Here is an 18358-nt window from a genome sequence, read left to right on the forward strand (position 1 = left end):
TCCCGCCGGCCTCGTCGCCGGCGGGACGCCGACCCCTCTCGGTCAGCCGATGGCGACGGAGAAGATGTGCATCGCCGCGGTGCCCATGTTCGCGCCGTCGCTGACGTCCGGCAGGGTCAGGTACTGCACCGTCTTCCCCGGCTGCAGCGGGATCGGGGCGTAGTACAGGCTCACCCGCTGGTCCAGCCGTCCGTTGCTGTTGTTGAGGTAGGGCAGCGTGGTGAGGATGTCGCCGCCGGTGGCCGCGTTGGACCACCAGTCCGCGAAACTCACCGAGTGGGACTCGGTCGTCCCGTCGGTGTAGGTCACCGTGGCCGTTCCGCTCGGGCTGCCGTAGTCGCCCGCGCCGATCAGGCCCAGCGTGGTCCCGGAGCCCGAGAGCGCGATCGTCTGCCCGCCGGCCGAGCTGCCCGCGACCACGTTGTCCGGGCTGCCCGGCTGGGCGTCCGGCCAGGTGAACGTCAGCCCGTTGTGGGTGAACGTCGCACCCGGCGTCAGGCTGGGCGTCGCCGCGGCCAGTGCCTGCGCGGAGAAGCTGGCGTTGCCGCCGTCGAAGTTGCCCGCGCCGGGCGTGGCGTCGTCGCTGATGCCCACGTTGTTGCGGGCCGCGGCCAGCGACGGGTACGGCGGGTGGGGCAGCAGCACGGTGGCCGCGTCCACCGCCGTGCCGCGGCCGTTGGCCGAAGTGAACGTGGCCTGCGCCGACACGTCGAACTTGCCGGGCTGCGCCGACTCCGGCACGCCGATCTCCCAGGCGGTGCTGACGGTCTGCCCGGCGGGCACGGTGGCGAAGGTGGACGGCGAGGTGGCCCTCACGGTCCAGCCGGCCGGCACGCTGAGCGTCAGGGCCACGTCACGCAGCGGCCGGGCCCCCGCCGGGTTGGGCAGGGTGGTCGTGGCGGTGTACGTCGTCCCCGCCGTCACCTGCGCCGGTGCGCTGAGCGTGAACGGCTGCTCGACCACCACCGGCGTGGTGCCGGTGACGCCGTCGACCGTGACGCTGATCGTCGCGACACCGGGCGCCACCATGGTCACCTGGCCGGTCCGGCTCACCTGGGCGACCCGCGGATCGCTGCTGCGGTAACCGATCCGGGCCCGGGACAGGTCGACGAACGACTGGTCGTCGTGCACCGCCTCGACGACATGGTCGGCCGGCGTGTGCTGGCCGGCCTGGGCGGTGACGTCGGCGATCCACGGGTTCTTCGCCGTCAGGTCGAGGCGCTGGCCCGGGGTGTACACGACCTGGCCGGGCTGCACGGTCACGTACTTCGTCTTCGGCGCCAGGGCGCCCTTGACGGCGACCGTGGCGGTACCGGCGAGGTGGCCGGAGTCGGTGCCGACGCCGAACCGGTAGGCACCGGGGTACACCACTTCGCGGCGCTTTCCCTCGTCCCAGAAGGAAAGATCGCTGATCCGCACCGGGAAGGCCACGTGCTGGGTCTGGCCCGGCGCCAGCACGTTCGTCTTCTTGAACCCGGCCAGGCGCTGGCGCGGCAGCTCCACGCCGGGGACGTCGAACGCCGTGGCCGCGTACAGCTGGGCGACGCTGGCGCCGGGCGTGGTGCCGGTGTTGGTGACGTCGACGTGCACGGTCACCTGCCCGTTGGCGTCGACGGACTTGGTGTCCGCGTGCACGCGGGAGTAGGCGAACTTCGTGTAGGAGAGGCCGTAGCCGAACGGGTAGGCCGGGGTGCCGGTGAAGTACTGGTACGTGCGGCCGAGGCCGCCGGTCTGCGACGGCGTCAGGCCGTAGTTCTTCATGGCCGGCAGCTGCGCGTCGTCGGTGTACCAGGTGAAGTTCAGGTGCCCGCTGGGGTTCTGCTTGCCGAACAGGACGTCGGCGAGCGCGGTGCCCTGGCTTTCGCCGTTGTACGAGCTGAACACGACGCCCGGGATCCCGGTGGCGTGGCCGAGCGACACGGCGCCGCCGGCCTGGACGGCCAGCGCGGTCCGCGGGTTGCCGGCCGCCTTGACCTGGTCGATCAGCGAGTCGTAGTTGCCGGGCATGGCGATGGTGGTGCGGTCCCGGCCCTCGGTGGCGACGTTCCCGTCGGTCCCGGCGAACACCACGACCAGATCGGCCGTCTTCATCGCGGCCAGGGTCGCCGCCGAGCAGCTCGCCGCCGTGGTCGTGCCGGTGGACGTGCCGCACGCGTCGAACGTGACCGTGGCGTCCGGGCGGGCGGCCTTGACCGCGGTCGTGATGCCCTGCACGGCGTTGACCTGCAGCGCGGGCTCGCCGGAGTAGCCGCCGAGGGTGACCTTGTTCGCGAGATCGCCGACGACGACCACGCTGCCGAGCTTGGCCGGGTCGGCGGGCAGCAGCGGCGCCGCGGTGCCGGCGACCGGGTCGTTCCTCAGCAGGACCAGCGAGTTCGCGGCGACCTTCGCGGCCAGCGCCTGGTGCTCGGCGCTCTGGATGACGTCCTTGGTGATCTTCGTGTAGGCCACCCGGTCCGGCGGGTCGAACTCACCGGTCTGCATGCGGATGGTGAACACGTGCACCAGCGCGGTGTCGAGCACGCCTTCGGACAGCACGCCGGCCTTGATGGCCTCCTGGATGTTGGCCACGGTGGCTTCCGAGCCGGTGCAGTTGAGCTGCGTCCCGGCGCGCAGGGCGTACGCCTGGCCGCCCGCGGCACCGGACACCTTCTGGCCGGTGGCGGTGTTCGTCCACTGCGTCGCCGCCCCGGCGGTGGTCGTGGTCCAGCCGGGCGGCGCCCAGTTGTGGCTGCCCGATGCGTAGACGTCGCCGACCGCGCCGCAGTCGGAGGTGATGTAGCCGTCGAAGCCGTAGGTGCGCTGGGCGATGGCGTTCGCCGTGTAGGTGTCGGCCGGCGCCGGCGTGCCGTTGATCGCGTTGTACGACGTCATCAGGCCGGCGACGTGCGCGTCCTGGATGAGGTGCCGGAACTGCCGGGTGTAGTAGTCGCGGATGTTGGTCTCGGTGGTGTCCGAGGAGTCCGCGTGCCGGTCGTTCTCGACGTCGTTGAGCGCGTAGTGCTTGGCGGTCGCGGCGACCTTGAGGTACGGCGTCGCCGGCTGCCCGGACGGCGTCTGGCCCTGGTAGCCGTTGACGAACGCGCCGGCCATCTTCGCGACCAGGTAGGGGTCCTCGCCGAAGCCTTCGTCGGTGCGGCCCCACCGCGGGTCGCGGTCGAGGTTGACCGTCGGTGCCCAGTAGGTCAGGGAGCCGTAGTTGTTCTTGTCCGGGCCGATGTTGTTCTGCGCGACGCCCCACAGCGACTTGTCCAGCATGCCGCGGGCCTCGTCGGAGATCGCCGTGGTCTCCTGGTGGATCAGGTCCGGGTCCCAGGACATCGTGCTGGCGAGGTTGGTCGGGAAGCTCGTGGCGTGCACCCCGCCGGTCGCCGGGCCGTCGTCGGTGTTCGCGCCGAGGGTGTTGAGGCCGTGCTGGCCTTCGCTCCAGTAGGTGTACTGCTGGACGCCGAGCCGCGGGATGGCGGGGGCGCTGTTGGTGCGCAGCTGCAGGACCTTCTCGGGCAGCGTCATGCGGGCGACCAGGTCGGCGGCCCGCTCGGCGAAGCCGTAGTGGGTGTCGCGGTAGACCGGCAGGGTGCCGGGCTGGGCGGGGGCCGCCTCCGCGATGGGGACGAGCGTGGCCGCGGCCAACGCGAGCAGGGGCACGGCGGTCAGTCTCCGCCGGCCGGGGAAGCGCAGGGACATCGGATCTCCGTCGCAGAAGTCGATGGGCGGGGTGCTCCGGTGCGTCGCCGGGCGGGGGAACCGCCGGTTCGCAGGCAGGTCCGTGACCATCGTTCGCAAGGAATCCGGTTCTGGCAAGCAATTCACCGTCGCTTCGGTGTCACCGCTGGCGGGAGCCGGGGAGCAGCTGAAAGTTTCACCCGCCGGCGGGTGCCGCGAATGACTCATTCGGGACGTCCGAGGTCCCGAATGAGTCATTCGCGGCGTTCCGGCGCGCGGATCAGGCCGGCTCGGCGTCGGCCATCAGGGCGCGCAGCCGGGCGCCGTGGTCGGGGACCTGGCCGAGCAGCAGCCGGCCCGCCTCTTCGCCCCACAGCTTGCCGACCAGGTCCCGGTACTCCGACAGCCGCGGCAGCTTGCTGTCCAGCCGGAACAGGATGGCCAGCGGGCGCCGCTGCCACCAGCGGCGGATCCAGTCCACCGGCTGCGTCACCAGCAGGGCGCCGTAGCTCGTCGGCAGCGCCGGGCCGGCCGCGGCCTTCACGGCCTTCTCCGTCAGGTTCAGCATCTCGGTCAGCGACACGGTTTCGCGGTCGGGACCGCTCGCTTCGGCCAGCAGGGCCTGGTACTTGGCCAGCAGCTTCCGGCGCTCCCGGATCGTGTCGGCGGTGCGCAGATCCGCCTTGAATTCGCCGAAATAGCGCCGATAGCGGCGGAATTCGTCGCGCACGCGCAGCAGCTGCTCCGGGACGTCGCCGAGCGAGGCCGCGCGCGAGAGCACCAGCGCGCTGATCGGCGGGATCGGGATGGTCGACATCGCCGCCCACTCGGCGACGACGTCGCCGCCGTTGAGCGGCTCGTCGAGCGATTCGCTGACCTTGTCGTACAGCCGGCGCGGCAGCGAGCGGTAGGTCTTCTGCAGCGTGCCCGCCACGAACGGCACCCGGTCGAAGTCCGGGAAGTAGTCCAGGCCGTGCGCGGCGGCCATGATGAGGTAGCCGTTCCCGCGGTACAGCCGCTCCTTGACCGAGCCGTCGCGGCTGCTGGCGTACCCGCCGAGCGCGTCGACCTGGGCGAGGAGGTTGTTCAGCCCGGTCGTGTAGTCCAAGCCGGTCAGCGCGCCGGACGCGTCGACGGTGTGCTCGTGGCCGACGGCGTCGAGGGTGATGCGTTTCGCGAGCTCGTCCGGCAGCCGCAGCATGACGCGCCGCAGCTCGTCGGGGGACAGCGCGGGCCGGAACGTGCGGTAGAGCCCTTCCTCGCCGAGCCGCCGGCCCAGGACGTTGACGTGGTCGTCCGCCGCGCCCAGCGCTTCCAGGCGGTCGAGGAGCACCGCCGCTTCACAGAGCGCGCAGAGGTCGAGGAACAGCGGCAGGGTCAGGGTTTCCGGACGGCTCAGGACGCTGCTGGCGTTGGCGACCAGGGTCTGGGTCACCAGCGCCACGTTTTCCCCGGTTTCGGCCACGCCGGCCATTCTATGCTGGGGCGGTGACGTTCCTGCTCGAACTCGGCGCGGCGTCCGTCGAGGCGACCGAGGTCACCGGCACCGACCTGCTGCCGGTGCGCGAACTGGTGGAGCGCGGCGAAATCGTGCTCCTGCGCGAGGAGATCCCGCGCGAGCGCACCCTCGACCAGTGGCCACGGGACGTCGTGGAGTCGATCGGGGAGTGCGCGGCGGTGCCGCTGTCGAGCCTGACCGGAGCGGGCGGCCCGCGCTACCCGCTCGTGGTGGGCCGGCGCGAGAGCATCCGTTTCCTCTGCTCGTACGTCGAGAGCGTGCCGGTGCCCTGCGAGGCCCAGCCGGTGGTGACGGACTACCGCGAGTTCCGGCACCTGTGGGTGACCGAAGCGCAGCCGCTCGAACCGGACGGCTTCGCGATCGGCACCACGCTCGCCAAGATGCACTCCCGCAACGTCCTGCACGGCGACGCCCACCGCGGGAACTGGCTGTTCGACCGCGACGGCACGGCGCTGGTGCACGACCCGCGGCCGGTGTTCCTGCACTGCCGGCCGAGCGCGGAGCAGTGCGCGACGGACATCCGCCCGCTGCTCCCGGCGCTGGAACCGGACGGGTGGCAGAGCTTCCGCCTCGGCTACCGGCGGGAGTGGCCGGAGGAGGGGCGCGTCATCGACCTGATCCAGCTGAGCGACCGCACCGGCTGGGCGGCCGCGTTCCGCACGAGGGAGTTCGCGGCGGCGGCCGAACTCATGGCCCGCCAGCTCGAAACCGAGGACACGCCGATCGTGCGGGTGATGCTGATGGCGAACCGGGCGATGGCGCTGAGCCGCACCGACCGCCACGACGAGGCCCTGGAGGACTGTATCGCGGCCTTGCAGCTGGCGAGACAGCGTTGCCCGCACGTGGCCAACGGCCTGGGGCTCGCCTTGGCGGTGGTGTGGTCGGGTTTGGGACAGCGGGCGAAAGCGGTGGAGGCGCTGCGTCCGGTGACCGACCGCCCCGAGCAGTTCCTCGCCCGGCTGGCGCGCCCGGACGCTCAGCTGCCGATCATGAACATGTGAGCGGGTGGGGCAGGAGGACAGCCCGGCCCCGGACCCGCTCGGCGCGCAGCCGGTCGAGTGCCTTGCGGGCGCCGATCTCGTGGCGTACCTGATCGCCCGCGGCCCTGCCACGGTGTCCGAAGTGGAGGGGCGTAGCGCGCTCGCGCCCTAGCGGATGACCGTCCAGTAAAGGACATCGGGAACGATGATCAGCAGGGCCACCGCGAGCCAATAGCGGGCCACCCCGAGGTCCGGGGCCCGGAAGGCGAACAAGGCGTTCAAACCGAACACCACCAGCCCGGCGAACAGGAACAGGACCAGGCCGATCACGATCTTGATCCCCGCCTCGCCGGAATCGGCCACGACCTCGGCCAAGCCGAGCTCACCCGCGAGGATCTGCAACCCGAACAGTCCCAGCGCGACCGGGTAGGCGCAGGGGATGGCCAGCAGCAGGTTGAGCGGAACGCCGATCAGCCAGACCTGGTCGGGGCGGAGCTCTCTTCGGGGCACCCGATCATCATGCCCGAGACGTCAGCGGGCGGTCCACGCCCTTCGCCGTCAGCCGGTCCGGCCGGTCGCCGGGCGGCTCACTGACGGCGGTGGATCGTGATCGAGTGCCCGACGTCGTCGAGCGGGGTGCTCGTGCGGAGCAGGAACCCCAGGCGGTCGTCCGCCTTGGCGATGGCCGAATCCGAGACCACCAGCAGGCCGTGCACCGCGTCCGGGGGCACGGCCAGGGGGTCGGCGGCGGCGATGCCGTAGGACGACGGCACGCCGCTGCCCTTGTAGACCAGCCACACCCGTTCACCTGGGTGACGCTGCTTCAGGCGCTCGGCCAGCCGGCCCAGGTCCTGGCCCCAGTCGACGTTCGAGTCGTGCAGCTGCCGGTGGGTCTGCGCCGGGCCGCCGAAGGCCTCGTTCGAGTACGGCAGGTAGTACGGGAACGTCCGCAGCGAGCTGATCGCGGTGAACGCGACCAGGGCGGCCACGGCGACCGGCGCCCACCGGCGGCGGACGGTGACCACCCCGGCCGCCGCGACGGCCAGGAACATCGGCACGAAGAGCGCGTACCGGACGCCGAGATCGCGGCTGCCCGTCATCGCCGCGGCCAGCAGCACGGCCGCCGGAACCAGGACGTACGGTGCCGCCGGACGCAGGCGGGGGACCGCCACCATCGCGACGGCGCCGGTCAGCCAGAGGGCCAGCGCGCCCAGCGGGGTCTTCACCAGCAGCGCGGCCGGGAGGTAGTACCACAGCGCACCGACGTGCACGCTGCCGAACAGGAACGTCGTCCACACCTGGTCTTCGAAGCCGAACTGGACGCGCATGCCGTCGAGGTACGGCCGCGGCAGCGGCAGCAGGTCGACGAGCGACCGCAGGCCTTCGACGGCGGGCAGGCCCGGCGGTGGTGTCCAGCGCAGCTGCGGATCGACGACCAGGTACGAAACCCACACGACGGCGACCGCGATCAGCCCGACGCCGGAAGCCGCCGCCACGCCGGCGCCGAGGCGCCTGGCTGTCCTTTGTGGACCATAGGCGTACCAGGCCGACAGCGCGGCCAGGATCAGCACCACCGGAACCGCGGCCAGGGCACTCATCTTCGTGGCCACCGCCGCGCCCAAGGCCAGCCCCGCCAACGGAAGACAGCGCCAGGGACGTTTCCGGGCGCGCCACAGCAGCCAGGCCGACGTCACCAGGAAACCGGCCACCGGCACGTCGAGGGTCGCCAGAGACCCGTGCGCGATCAGGTCGGGGGAAAGCGCATACAGCGCCAGCGCCACGACACCGCCGGCCGGGCCGGCCAGATCGCGGGCGAACAGGAACACGACCAGCCCGAACAGCAGCGTCAGCACGATGACCGGCAGCCGGGCCAACAGCAGCAACCGGCCCGCGTCGTGGCCCGGCTCGTACAGCACGTACCGGCCGAGCTGGGTCTGGTCGCCGGCGAAACCGGCGTCGACGTGCACGTCCGCGAAGGCGAGCCCGGTCGCGATGACGAGCTTGCCCAGCGGCGGGTGCTCGGGGTTGTACCGGAGGCTGTCGTGGTCCAGGGAGAAGACCGCCGCGCCGACGTAGACCGGCTCGTCGATGGTCGGGGTCTGCTCGACGGCCGTGGTGACCATCGCGATCGCCATCTCGGCCAGCAGCGCGAACACCGCGAGCGGGAGCAGCCACCGCCACCGGCGGCCGGGAGGACGCGCGCCGGCCCGCGGCGGCACGTCCTCCCGGATCGCTGCGATGATCACCCCCTACAAGACGTCCGGCGGCGACCGTGGTTGTGCGCCGGGACCAGGACCCGGCGACAGGGTTTCGCCAGCTCGAAACCGGCTTCGGGGGTGTTCGAAACTTTCGGCGTTCCGGCCAGGACGGGATGCGTGGCGTCGAAAGTCGATCGAAACTTTTTGCGTGGCCCTTCGGCGGCGTGCTCTGCTGCTGGCAACGGGGGAACTTCACCGAAGGAGACCACGGATGGCGGAAAGTTCGTCGGGCCTGCGCCGCAGGCGCTGGTGGCGGTCGACGACCACTCGAGTGCTGGCGGGAGTGGCGAGCGTCGCCGCGACCGCAACCGTTCTGGTGACCGCGCCCGGCGCGGACGCCGCGGCCAGCACGCTGGGCGCCGCGGCCGCGCAGTCCGGCCGGTACTTCGGCACGGCGATCGCCGGCAGCCGGCTCGGCAATTCGGCCTACACCACCATCGCGGCCCGCGAGTTCAACATGGTGACGGCCGAGAACGAGATGAAGCCGGACGCGACCGAGCCGAACCAGAACCAGTTCAACTTCTCGGCGGGCGACCAGATCTACAACTGGGCGGTCAGCCACGGCTCGAAGGTCCGCGGCCACACCCTCGCCTGGCACGCGCAGCAACCGGGCTGGATGCAGAACATGGGCGGCAGCAACCTCCGCAACGCGATGATCAACCACATCCAGAAGGTGATGGCCCACTACCAGGGCAAACTCGCCTACTGGGACGTCGTCAACGAGGCGTTCAACGAGGACGGCAGCCGCCGGTCGTCGAACCTGCAGAGCACCGGCAACGACTGGATCGAGGTCGCCTTCCGGACCGCGCGCGCGGCCGACCCGTCGACCAAGCTCTGCTACAACGACTACAACATCGACAACTGGAGCTACGGCAAGACCCAGGGCGTCTACCGGATGGTGCAGGACTTCAAGTCCCGCGGCGTCCCGATCGACTGCGTCGGCCTGCAGGCCCACTTCACCGGCGGCAGCTCGGTGCCGGGCAACTTCCAGCAGACGATCTCCAGCTTCGCGGCGCTCGGCGTCGACGTCGCGCTCACCGAGGTCGACGTCACGAACTCGAACACCGGGCAGTACTCGGCGCTGACCCAGGCGTGCATGAACGTCGCGCGTTGCGTCGGCATCACCGTGTGGGGCGTCCGGGACAGCGATTCGTGGCGGTCCAACGAAAGCCCGCTGCTGTTCGACGGCAACGGCAACAAGAAGGCGGCCTACACCTCGGTGCTGAACGCCCTCAACGCCGCGGGTCCCGGCCCGACCACGACCCCGACGACACCCACGACCACCCCGACGGACACCACGACGACGACCCCGACCACCACGACCACGACACCGGGCGGGGGCAACTGCACCGCCACGCTTTCGGCGGGGCAGCGGTGGGGTGACCGGTACAACCTCAACGTCTCGGTCAGCGGCTCCTCCTCGTGGACGGTCACGATGAACGTGCCCAGCCCCGAGCGGATCAGCGCCACCTGGAACATCAACGCCACGTGGCCGAGCAGCCAGGTGCTCGTCGCGAAGCCGAACGGCAACGGCGACAACTGGGGCGTCACCATCATGGCGAACGGCAATTGGAACTGGCCGAGCGTCAGCTGCAGCACCTCCTGACCGACCCGGGCCCAGGCCTCGTGAGTGGCAAGGCGGGTTCTGACCCGCCTTACCCCTCACGACCGGGCCGCGGGGGCCATCAGGGCGAGGCGGCAGCACAGCTGGTGGCGGTCGTCCTCCAGGGCAGCGCCGGTGAGCTGCTCGATCTTGCGCAGCCGGTTGAGCACCGTGTTCCGGTGGCAGTACAGCAGTTCGCCGGCGCGGCTGGGGGAGCGGTCCGCCCGGAACCACGCTTCCAGCGTCTGCAGGAGGACCCGGCGCTCCGCGTCCTCGAGGTCCAGGACGCGGCCGAGGGTCTTCGCCGCCAGCCGGTGGGCCAGCCGCGGGCTGGCGGCCACCAGCGCCTCGGGCAACCGGTCGTCGAGCACGGCCAGGCCCGGCACCCCCGGCGGCTGGGTGTCCAGCGCGATTTCCGCCAGCCGGTAGGCGATCCCGATCTCGGCGAGGCCGTCGACCTCGCCGGACAGGCCCGCGCGGTGGTGCAGGTGGGGTGTCAGCAGCCCGGCCAGCCGACCGGCGGTGCTCCCGCCCAGCTCGGCCAGCCACACCACCCGGTCCCGGTAGGGCGCCACGACCACGCGGACCCCCAGCGCCGCCAGCTCGGGGACCGGCGCCACGTCCTCGGCCGCCAGGTCGCCGACGACAAGGACCACCACGTACCGGCCGTGCCCGGGCAGGCCCAGCTCGGCCTCGGCGTCCGCGGCGACGGCGGGATCGGCGCCGCGGCCTTCGACGAGCACCCGGACCAGTCCCTCCCGGCGCCGGTTCGCCCGCGTCCGCAGCTGATTCTCCCGCGACCGGTACCCCTCGACCATCGCCGTCGAGACGCGGTCGGTCGCCTGCCACAGCACCATCACGCTGTCGACGAACTCGGTCAGCTCGGCCGGTGACCGGCGGCGGGCCACAGTCAGCAGCATCTCCCACAGCAGCTCGGTACCCAACCGGAACAGGTGCAGCACCGCCTCCAGGGGCACGCCCTGTTCGGCGCGGCGGCGGCCGGTGGCCAACGGGGCCGCGATCCAGTCGGCCCGCGTTTCGAACCCCTCGGTCATCAGGACCAGCGCGCTGCGGGCGTTGTCCATGAACGACTGCCGCATGTCCGCGGGCGCCACCCAGTCGCCGCGCGCGTAGAACGTCTTCTCCTCGACCGCACCCCGCTCGGTCAGCCGGTCGGCGAACGACGGCAGCTCGGTGAGGACGGCGGCGGCCACCTCGCGGATGACCCTCCTGGACGCGTGCGGATGCCCCGGCATCCGCCGACCATAGCGCCGCGGCTGGGCCGGTGCCGCGAACCGCTTGTGCACGGCGTACAGCCGGGCCGGATCCGGGGCCGGCCGTCAGCTGTCGGTCAGCGGCCGTTGCCAGCCTCTCGCCGTAGCCCCGAATCCACCGAGAGAGGTAAGCGATGAGCCCTTCCGACGACATCGAGCGCACCCTGGCCCAGCTGATCGCGAAGGTGTCCGGCACCGACCCGGTGACGCTGTCCGCCGAGCGCCCGCTGACCGGCCTGTCGCTGCGCGACGAGCTGGACATCGACTCGCTGGCCATGGTCGAGCTGACCGACGAGATCGAACTCGGCTACGGCCTGATCATCCCCGAGGAGAACCTCCCCGCGTTGCAGACCTTCGGCGACGTCGCCGCCTACCTGCGCGCGGCGGCGTGACCAGCCCGGACGTCGAGGTCGTGGTCACCGGCGTCGGCGCGACCACCCCGCTGGGCGGGGACGTGCCCGCCACCTGGCGCGGCCTGCTCGACGGCCGCACCGGAACGTCCACTCTGGACACCGCATGGGCGCGGGACTTCCCGGTGCGCATCGCCGCGCGGCTGGCCGCCGAACCCGACGGGGAACTGGCGTACGCCGAGCTCAAGCGGATGGACCGGGCCGAACAGCTGGCCGTGGTCGCGGCCCGGCAGGCGTGCCGGGACGCGGAGCTGGCCGGCGACACGGTGGACCCCCTGCGCTGCGGCGTCGTGATCGGCACCGGCATCGGTGGCGCGACGACGCTGGTCGCCCAGCACGACGCCCTGCGGGACCGGGGGCTGCGCGCGGTGTCACCGCAGCTGATCCCGATGGTCATGCCCAACGGCCCGGCCGCGCTGGTCGGGCTCGCGCTGAAGGCGCGGGCCGGGGTGCACGCCCCGATGTCGGCCTGCGCGTCCGGGGCCGAGGCGATCGCGTGGGCGTGGCGGATGATCGTGGCGGGGGAGGCCGACGTGGTGGTGGCGGGCGGCACGGACGCCTGCATCACGCCGGCGATCATGGCGGGGTTCACCCGGGCGCGTTCGATGAGCACCCGCAACGCCAGCCCGGGGACCGCGTCCCGCCCGTTCGACGCCGGCCGGGACGGCTTCGTGCTGGGGGAGGGCGCCGGCATCGTCGTGCTGGAGCGCGCGGACTTCGCCGCGGCGCGCGGCGCGAAGGCGTACGGCCGGCTCGCGGGTGCGGGCATGAGCAACGACGCCCACCACATCACCGCGCCGGACCCGGACGGCGCCGGGCAGTGCGCCGCCATGACCACCGCGCTGCGCCGGGCGGGCCTCGCGGCCGGGGACGTCGGCCACGTGAACGCGCACGCGACGTCGACGCCGCTGGGCGACCTGACCGAGAGCGTCACGATCCGGCGGGTCCTCGGCGACGGCCCGGTGGTCACCGCGCCGAAGGGCGCGCTGGGGCACCTGCTCGGCGGCTCCGGCGCGGTGGAGGCGATCGCGACCGTGCTGTCGGTCCGGGACGGCCTGGTCCCGCCGACGGCCAACCTCGAGACGCCCGACGACCGGATCGGCCTCGACATCGTGGCCGGCGCGCCCCGCCGCGTCACGCTCACCGCGGCGATCAGCAACTCGTTCGGCTTCGGCGGCCACAACGTGACGTTGGCGTTCGCCGGTGTCTAGAAAGGACAGTGCCATGCACGTGGCGATCGGCGGCGTCGCCGCCCAGCTGCCCCCGGCTCTGGTCGGCGACCGCGAGATCGAGGAGCGCATCGCCCGCGAGAGCAACGGTTTCACGCCCCGGCCGGGCGCGATCGGCAAGCTCAGCGGGATCAGGACCCGGCACCGGGCCGCGCCGGGTGAGCTCGCCTCCGATCTCGCCGTGGCGGCGGCCGCGAAACTGCTGTCCGGCGCCGGGCTCGGGGCGGACGAGGTGGATCTGCTCGTGTTCGCGTCCGCCTCCCAGGACCTCGTCGAACCGGCCACCGCGCACGTCGTGGCGGCCAAGCTCGGGGCGTCCTGCCCGGTGTTCGACGTCAAGAACGCCTGCAACAGCTTCCTCAACGGGATGCAGGTCGCGGAGGCGCTGATCCGGAGCGGGCAGTACCGCCGGATCCTGGTCTGCACCGGCGAGACCGGCTCGCGGGTGGTCCGGTGGCCGGTCGCGGACCGCGCTCAGTTCGTCGACTCCCTCGCCGGCTACACCCTGTCCGACGCCGGGGCCGCGATGCTGCTGGAGGCTTCGCCGGTGCCCGGCATCTTCCACCGCGAGTTCTCGGCGGACTCGTCGGCCTGGCACGTCGCCTCGATCCCGGGGCACGGCGGCGCGAACTCCCGCAACCTCGTCACCGACGGGTACCTGCGCGGCGACGGCCGCACCTTGATGGAGTCCGTCGTGCGGGGGATCCGGCCGCAGCTGGACTCGGCACTGGCCCGCACCGGCCTGAGCCGGGACGACTTCGCGCTCTTCTGCGTCCACCAGGTCGGCGTGCCACACCTGCGGGTGTTCCTCGAGTGCAGCGGGGTGCCGGAGGACAAGCTCGTCGTGACGATCACCGACCACGGCAACGTCGCTTCGTGCAGCCTGCCGCTGCAGCTGAGCCTGGCCCGGGAAGCGGGCCGCTGCGCTCCCGGCGACAAGGTCGCGTTCATCGGGCTGGCCGGCGGGGTCAGCGTCGGCACCGTGTTCGCGGAGCTGACGTCATGACGCGCCTCTGGGTGATCATTCCCGCGTACAACGAGGAAAAGTGGATCGAAGGGCCGCTGCGGTCGCTCGCCGGCCAGCGTTTCCGCGACTTCACCGTGCTCGTCGTGGACAACGCGAGCACCGACGCCACCGCCGACGTCGTCCGCGCCTTCGCCGCCGCCCACCCCGAGATGGACGTCCGGGTGATCGGCGAGCCGCAAAAGGGCACCGGCGCGGCTTGCGACACCGGCATGCGCCAGGCCATCGCGAACGGGGCCACGCACCTGGCCCGGACCGACGCGGACTGCCTCGTCGCTCCACAGTGGACCGAAGCCGTCCTGCGGGGCTTCGGGGCCGGGCTGGAGCTGATCGGGGGCCGGTTCAAGGCGCGCACCGACGACTTCGCCGTGCCCCGCGCCGAGCGGGCCGTATTGGCGTTCCTGGTGGCGTTCGGCGGGTATTGCGCCCGGTTCCGCCGGGCCAACCGCGGGCCGGCGTACCTCGGGCCGTACCTGCTCTGCGCGGGCGGGAACACGGCCATCACCGCGCGCCTGTACGAGCGGTGCGGCGGTTATCCCCGGACGTGCATCGAGGACGACCACGAAGATCGCACGCTGGTGAACCGCGTCCGGTGCGTCACCCGCTCCTACGGGCGGCGGCGGGACATGGTCGTGTACTGGTCGCAGCGGCGGACCAAGGCGTGGGGCATCCGCAACACCTTCGCCTGGTACACCAGCCACGGCTACCGCGGCGAAACGGTGGACGTCCGATGAGGGCGGGCGCGCACGAGCTGCGGGTGCAGCTGGCGGCGCACCCGCTGGTGTACCCGGTGGTCCGCGTCCTCGGCCGGCTCGGTCCCGCGGTCCGGGTGCCCGGCCTCGGGGTCGTCGTGAACGAGGCCTCGGCGGCCCGGGAGGTGCTGACCGACACCGGCACCTTCCGCAGCGGCGGCGGCACCGAGGCGGACCTGTGGACCCCGGTCTTCGGCCCGTCGATGCTGGTCAACATGGACGGCCCCGAGCACCGGGCCATGCGGCGCAAGCTCGCCGAGTTCTTCACCCCGGCCTACGTCCGCCGTCTGATCGACACGGCGTGCACCGAGCCGCTGGCCCGGACGGCCGAAGCCCTGCGCGGCGGCCGTCCGGTGGACGTCGTCCGGACGACGAAGATCGTCGCCGGGGCGGTGACCAGTGCGCTGGTCGGGTTCACCGTGACCGGCTCCCCGGCCGAGCGGGAGGCGGCGTACCTGCGGATGACCGGCCAGGCCACCGCGATCATCGGCCTGGTCAAGCTGGGCAAGCTCCGCCTGAACGACCGGCAGATCGCCCAGGCGCGCGTGATCGTGGCGGACGTCGGCGAGGCCACGTCGCTCGCGTGGGCCGCGGGGGACGAGACCACCGCGGTCGGCCGGATGCGCAGCTTCGGGTTGAGCGAGGCCGAGGCGCGGGGGCTCGCGTCGGCGTTCCTGATCGCGGGCACGGAGACGATCACCAGCCTGCTGCCCCGGATGGTGGCCCTGCTGCACGACCAGGGCGAGCTGGCCGCCGTCGCCGAGGCCTACCGCGGCGGTGACGCGGGGCCGGTGGAAGCCGCGATCCACGAGACGGCGCGGCTGATCACGCCCGCGCCGATCATCCTGCGCAACGCCGTGCGCCCCGGCCGGATCGGCGGGGTCGCCGTCCGCGCCGGCGACCGGGTCGTTTTGTCGACTCTGAACTGCGCCCGGGCCCACGGCCGGTTCGACCTGGCCCGCGCGCACCCGCCGGAGCTGCGACGGCTGTGGTTCGGGGCGGGGCCGCACTTCTGCCTCGGCTACCCGCTGGCCATGGCCGAGATCCACGCCGTCCTCGGCACCTTGGCCGGAGCCGGGCCGCTGCGGATCACCGCCCGCCGGGCCGCACCCGGGGTGTTGTTCCCCGCCTATCGGCGTCTGGAGGTCAGCTGCGCATGAACGATTTCGTGACCCGGTTCCTGGACGTCGCCGAGGAGCGGCCCGGCGAGGTGGCGGTCATCGACCCCGACGGCCGCACGACGACCTTCGGCGGACTGCGCCGCCTGGTCCTCGAAGTCAGCACCGGCTTGCGGGCCGAGGGCCTCGAGCCCGGCGACGGGGTGCTGTTCGCCGTCCGCAACTCGGCTCAGGCGATCGGCTGGTTCCTCGGCGCGCTGCACGCCGGTGCGGTGCTCATCTCGGCCGACACCGCCGTCGGCCCGGCGCTGGTGTCCGCACGGCTGCGGGCCTACCGTCCGCGCTGGCTGATCGCGGAGTCGCTGTTCTACACGACCAGCGTCGTGGGCCCGGCCCGCTCCTTCTGCCGCCGCCGCGGGTGGCCGGTGCCGGACCTGCGGCAGCCGATCGGCGACCCCGGCATCCGGCACGTCCACCTCGGACGCCGGCTGCCGGGTGTCCCGAAGTCCGCGTTGTCGCTGAAAAGCCTCCTCGGCCGCGCGCCGTCCGCGGCACCGGACCGCGACCCGGACGCGCCCGCCCTGGTCGTGTTCACCTCGGGCACCACCGAGCAGCCGAAGGGTGTCGTGCACTCGCTGCGGTCGCTCACCGCGGCCGTGACCATGCTGGGGGAGCACCTGCCGTTCGCGCCCGGGGACGTGATGCACGCCGACGGCATCGTGGCCGGCCTGCCCGCGTTGCTGGGCGGCGCCCGGCTCTCCCTGCCGAAGCCGTCCGCGCCGCCCGAGCGGTTCGCGCGGGACCTCGCCGACCGCCGGGTGACCCACGCCTACGGGGTGCCGGTCCACCTGGCCGAGGTGTTCGGCGTCCTCCCGCGGTGGCCCGCGCACGTCCGCCACCTGGTGCTGGGGTCCGCGCCCGCGGCACCCGCCGTGCTGCGGCAGGCGCTGACCGCGATCCCCGGCGGGCAGGTGCTCTCGATCTACGCGATGACCGAAGCGATCCCGATCGCGGCCGCCCGCGCGGAGGACAAGCTGGCCCACCTCGAGCAGGGCCTCCCGGGTGACCTGCTCGGCACGCCGTCGCCGGGGGTGACCGCCCGGATCGCCGCCGATGGCGAACTGCTCGTGTCCGCGCCCAACGCCTGCCTCGGCTACCTGGGGGCCCCGCCGCTGACCGTGCTGGCCACCGGCGACCTGGCCCGCCTCGACGACGCCGGCCGGATCGTCCTGACCGGCCGCAAGAAGGACATGCTCATCCGCGGTTCGTACAACATCTACCCCGGGCTGTACGAGCCGTCGATCGCGCTGCTGGCCGGCGTCCGGGAAGCGGCGATGGTCGGGACGCCCGATCCGGTGACCGAGGACGAGGCCGTGGTGCTCGCGGTCGTCGCCGACCCGGCGGTGGACCCGGCCCGGCTCGTCCGGCGGCTCCGCAGGCAGCTGCCGGACCTGATCGACGCCGAGGCCGTGCCCGACCGGATCGTCGTCCTGCCGGAGCTGCCCCGGTCGGGCCGGTCCCGCAAGCTCGACCGCGGCCGCCTGCGCGAGCTGATGACCGCGAGCCGGCCGTGAGGCTCGCGGTGACCGGCGCGACCGGGTTCGTCGGCGGCGCGGTGTGCCGGGCGGCCGTGGCGGCGGGCTGGCGGGTGACGGCCTTCGGCCGGCGCGCCGCGGCGGACACCGGCCGGCTCGGCGGGGCCGCGTACCGGTCGTGGGACATCGGGGCGGCCAAGCTCGCCGACCCGCCGGGCGTCGACGCGGTGGTGCACTGCGCGGCGTCGGCGACCGACACCGGCGTGGCCCACGAGGTGTGGCGGACGAACCTGCTCGGCACTCACCACGTGCTGGCGTCCTTCCCGGACTGCCGCATCGTCCACGTCAGCAGCGCAAGCGTGTACGACCCGTTCCGGCCGACCGTGCGCGCCAAGGAGCACGAAGCTCCGGTGGACCGGTACCTCAACGCCTACGCGGCGGCCAAGGCCGCGGCCGAACAGCTCGTGCTGGCCATCGCCCGCGACGCGGTCGTCCTGCGGCCCCACGCCGTCTACGGCCCCGGGGACACCACCCTGCTGCCGCGGCTGCTGGAGAACGTGCGGGGCGGCCGGTTGCTGGTGCCGGGCAACGGGAAAGTACTGGTGAGCATGACCAATGTGGACAGCCTGGCCCACGCCTGCCTGCTCGCCGCGACGGCCGAACCGGCGTGGCCGAGCGTGTTCAACATCGCCGACAGCGCGCCGGTGCCGATCGACTGGGCCCTGCGCGGCCTGCTGGCCTCGGCGGGCGTGCGGGTGCGGCCGGCGTACGTGCCGGCCGGCTTGCTCGCCCCGTTCGCCCGCCTGTTCCCGGGCGGGCGGTTGAACCGGTACGTGATCAGCCAGTTCGCGGTGGAGCGTTCCCTGGACATCTCCGCGGCGATCGACCGGCTCGGCTACGAGCCGTCACCGACGGTGTTCCCGTAGGCGTGGTGGGTGTGGCGCTGGGGTTCCGCCACACCCACCACGGACCTGTCACTGTGCCCCACGC

14 protein-coding genes are annotated in these 18358 nt (G+C 72.7%); 9 read left to right on the top strand and 5 right to left on the bottom strand.

The features are described from left to right. Positions 1-42: 42 nt before the first annotated feature. Both H5965_RS12595 and H5965_RS12600 read right to left on the bottom strand, forming a co-directional pair. A complete protein-coding gene (locus H5965_RS12595; protein WP_310969835.1) occupies positions 43-3687 on the bottom strand; it encodes a glycoside hydrolase family 3 C-terminal domain-containing protein in 3645 nt (1214 codons plus the stop codon). Positions 3688-3946: 259 nt separating this feature from the next. Beyond that, positions 3947-5131: a hypothetical protein gene (locus H5965_RS12600; protein ID WP_310969836.1), complete on the bottom strand. Its 1185-nt coding sequence runs from the start codon at positions 5129-5131 to the stop codon at positions 3947-3949. 23 nt (positions 5132-5154) lie between these two features. On the opposite strand from H5965_RS12600, the gene H5965_RS12605 reads away from it, so the two are divergent. Beyond that, positions 5155-6186, top strand: a complete 1032-nt coding sequence (locus H5965_RS12605; RefSeq protein WP_310969837.1) for a hypothetical protein — start codon at positions 5155-5157, stop codon at positions 6184-6186. Positions 6187-6333: 147 nt separating this feature from the next. On the opposite strand, the gene H5965_RS12610 is transcribed toward H5965_RS12605, so the two are convergent. Both H5965_RS12610 and H5965_RS12615 read right to left on the bottom strand, forming a co-directional pair. Beyond that, positions 6334-6675: a hypothetical protein gene (locus H5965_RS12610; RefSeq protein WP_310969838.1), complete on the bottom strand. Its 342-nt coding sequence runs from the start codon at positions 6673-6675 to the stop codon at positions 6334-6336. Between the two features lie 77 nt (positions 6676-6752). Next, on the bottom strand, positions 6753-8411 hold the full coding sequence (locus H5965_RS12615; protein ID WP_310969839.1) for a phospholipid carrier-dependent glycosyltransferase: 1659 nt from the start codon (positions 8409-8411) through the stop codon (positions 6753-6755). Positions 8412-8634: 223 nt separating this feature from the next. Between H5965_RS12615 and H5965_RS12620 the strand changes: the two genes are divergently transcribed. After that, positions 8635-10029, top strand: a complete 1395-nt coding sequence (locus H5965_RS12620; RefSeq protein ID WP_310969840.1) for an endo-1,4-beta-xylanase — start codon at positions 8635-8637, stop codon at positions 10027-10029. A gap of 56 nt (positions 10030-10085) precedes the next feature. On the opposite strand, the gene H5965_RS12625 is transcribed toward H5965_RS12620, so the two are convergent. Then, positions 10086-11282 carry a helix-turn-helix domain-containing protein gene (locus tag H5965_RS12625; protein ID WP_310969841.1) on the bottom strand — a complete coding sequence of 399 codons (1197 nt, stop codon included), beginning with the start codon at positions 11280-11282 and terminating at the stop codon, positions 10086-10088. Between the two features lie 152 nt (positions 11283-11434). On the opposite strand from H5965_RS12625, the gene H5965_RS12630 reads away from it, so the two are divergent. Genes H5965_RS12630 through H5965_RS12660 form a run of 7 tightly spaced genes read left to right on the top strand, consistent with a single transcriptional unit; the run spans position 11435 to position 18294 of the window. Then, the gene (locus H5965_RS12630) at positions 11435-11692 is read left to right on the top strand and encodes an acyl carrier protein (protein ID WP_310969842.1); all 258 of its coding nucleotides are present in this window, start codon (positions 11435-11437) and stop codon (positions 11690-11692) included. After that, positions 11689-12921 (top strand): beta-ketoacyl-[acyl-carrier-protein] synthase family protein, encoded by a 1233-nt coding sequence (locus H5965_RS12635; protein WP_310969843.1) that lies wholly within the window; start codon positions 11689-11691, stop codon positions 12919-12921. The genes H5965_RS12630 and H5965_RS12635 overlap by 4 nt, the downstream gene beginning before the upstream one ends. 13 nt (positions 12922-12934) lie before the next feature. Then, positions 12935-13945, top strand: coding sequence for a ketoacyl-ACP synthase III (locus H5965_RS12640; RefSeq protein WP_310969844.1), 1011 nt, complete (start codon positions 12935-12937; stop codon positions 13943-13945). Continuing rightward, the gene (locus tag H5965_RS12645; RefSeq protein ID WP_310969845.1) at positions 13942-14697 is read left to right on the top strand and encodes a glycosyltransferase family 2 protein; all 756 of its coding nucleotides are present in this window, start codon (positions 13942-13944) and stop codon (positions 14695-14697) included. Before H5965_RS12640 ends, H5965_RS12645 begins: the two co-directional genes overlap by 4 nt. Next, entirely contained in the window at positions 14694-15875 is a 1182-nt protein-coding gene (locus H5965_RS12650) for a cytochrome P450 (protein ID WP_310969846.1), read from the top strand. Before H5965_RS12645 ends, H5965_RS12650 begins: the two co-directional genes overlap by 4 nt. Next, positions 15872-17407, top strand: a complete 1536-nt coding sequence (locus H5965_RS12655) for a class I adenylate-forming enzyme family protein (RefSeq protein ID WP_310969847.1) — start codon at positions 15872-15874, stop codon at positions 17405-17407. Before H5965_RS12650 ends, H5965_RS12655 begins: the two co-directional genes overlap by 4 nt. Then, positions 17404-18294, top strand: a complete 891-nt coding sequence (locus H5965_RS12660) for an NAD(P)-dependent oxidoreductase (RefSeq protein ID WP_310969848.1) — start codon at positions 17404-17406, stop codon at positions 18292-18294. The genes H5965_RS12655 and H5965_RS12660 overlap by 4 nt, the downstream gene beginning before the upstream one ends. Positions 18295-18358: the final 64 nt, after the last annotated feature.

Source organism: Amycolatopsis sp. 505 (assembly GCF_031625235.1).
Lineage (GTDB): Bacteria > Actinomycetota > Actinomycetes > Mycobacteriales > Pseudonocardiaceae > Amycolatopsis.

Bases quoted from the DNA above. Each gene is read 5' to 3' on its own strand.
- H5965_RS12595 (WP_310969835.1), bottom strand. From the start codon at position 3,687: ATGTCCCTGCGCTTCCCCGGCCGGCGGAGACTGACCGCCGTGCCCCTG.
- H5965_RS12620 (WP_310969840.1), top strand. From the start codon at position 8,635: ATGGCGGAAAGTTCGTCGGGCCTGCGCCGCAGGCGCTGGTGGCGGTCG.
- H5965_RS12625 (WP_310969841.1), bottom strand. From the start codon at position 11,282: ATGCCGGGGCATCCGCACGCGTCCAGGAGGGTCATCCGCGAGGTGGCC.
- H5965_RS12630 (WP_310969842.1), top strand. From the start codon at position 11,435: ATGAGCCCTTCCGACGACATCGAGCGCACCCTGGCCCAGCTGATCGCG.
- H5965_RS12640 (WP_310969844.1), top strand. From the start codon at position 12,935: ATGCACGTGGCGATCGGCGGCGTCGCCGCCCAGCTGCCCCCGGCTCTG.
- H5965_RS12645 (WP_310969845.1), top strand. From the start codon at position 13,942: ATGACGCGCCTCTGGGTGATCATTCCCGCGTACAACGAGGAAAAGTGG.
- H5965_RS12650 (WP_310969846.1), top strand. From the start codon at position 14,694: ATGAGGGCGGGCGCGCACGAGCTGCGGGTGCAGCTGGCGGCGCACCCG.
- H5965_RS12655 (WP_310969847.1), top strand. From the start codon at position 15,872: ATGAACGATTTCGTGACCCGGTTCCTGGACGTCGCCGAGGAGCGGCCC.